This is a genomic window from Bradyrhizobium yuanmingense, from assembly GCF_029167105.1.
Classification (GTDB): Bacteria; Pseudomonadota; Alphaproteobacteria; order Rhizobiales; family Xanthobacteraceae; genus Bradyrhizobium; species Bradyrhizobium yuanmingense_A.
Window position 1 is genome coordinate 1 of sequence record NZ_JARFML010000114.1, and the last position, 1,250, is coordinate 1,250.

Genomic DNA, 1,250 nt, shown 5'->3' on the forward strand with positions numbered 1-1,250 from the left:
TCTTGGAGGGCTGACCATGCCGGGATGGGAAGACGAACTCGAACGCTGGCTGATGCCGTTCTTGGACCGGCTGGGTCATAAGACCCGACAGCGGATGTGTCCTCTGTATGTTGCGGGACTGATCGGTCCTGGCGATCGCAAGAGCGTTCAGCCGATGGCGGAACGCCTTGCCACGAGCAACTACGACCAGTTGCACCATTTCATTGCGGACGGTGTCTGGGACGCGACGCCGCTGGAGACAGAGCTGCTCAACCAGGCGGACCGACTTGTCGGCGGCCGCGATGCGGTGTTGGTTATTGATGACACCTCACTGCCGAAGAAGGGGGAGCGCTCGGTCGGTGTTGCGGCTCAATACGCGTCGGCTCTCGGTAAAACAGCAAATTGCCAAACGCTGGTGTCTTTAACGCTTGCGCGCGGCGAAGTGCCTGTGATGGTCGCGTTACGTCTCTTTCTGCCCGACAGTTGGACGAGCGACATGTCTCGTTTGAAGCGCGCTCGCGTACCAGTCGAACACCGATCGCCACGGTCCAAGCCGGAGATTGCTTTGGCCGAGATTGACCGCGCGATGGCAGCCAAGGTGCGCTTTGGATGTGTGCTGGCGGATGCAGGATACGGCCTCAGCGCACCGTTTCGACAAGGGCTAACGGAGCGCGGGCTGGCCTGGGCTGTCGGTATCCCTCGGCACCTGAAAGTGTATCCGGTCGATGTGAAGCTCATTTGGCCGATTACTAAAGTCCGCGGGAAACCACGAAAGCACCACGTGCCCGATATCTTATCGATTGCGGCAGAACAAATGCTGGCCAGCGCCAAATGGAAAACCGTGAGTTGGCGCAGCGGGACGAAAGGTCGGCTAAAAGCCCGATTTGCTGCTCTCCGGGTCCGCACCGCCGATGGCCCTCCGCAGCGGATTTGGGACAAGGGACAGCAGCATCTCCCGGGCGACGAAGCTTGGCTCATTGGCGAGCAACGTGCCTCAGGGGAGAAGAAATACTATCTTGCCAATCTCCCTGCGGCGACAGATCTGCGCACACTAGCCGCCACCATCAAGGCAAGATGGATTTGTGAGCAGGCGCATCAGCAGTTGAAGGAGGAGCTTGGACTTGATCACTTCGAGGGGCGATCATGGCAGGGTCTTCATCGCCACGCCCTGATGACAATGATCGCCTACGCCTTCCTGCAACATCGTCGCCTCGCCCACGCGGGGCGGAAAAAAAAGAATCAACGGGCCACCGCCTCAGCCAACCATGCCC

At 59.7% G+C, this 1,250-nt stretch carries 1 protein-coding gene; it reads left to right on the forward strand.

Features of this window, described 5'->3' with window-relative positions; translation table 11 throughout:
- Nucleotides 1-16 precede the first annotated feature (16 nt).
- The coding region (locus P0R31_RS40670; RefSeq protein WP_275521228.1) for an IS701 family transposase at nucleotides 17-1,250 on the forward strand (1,234 nt) is incomplete at its 3' end.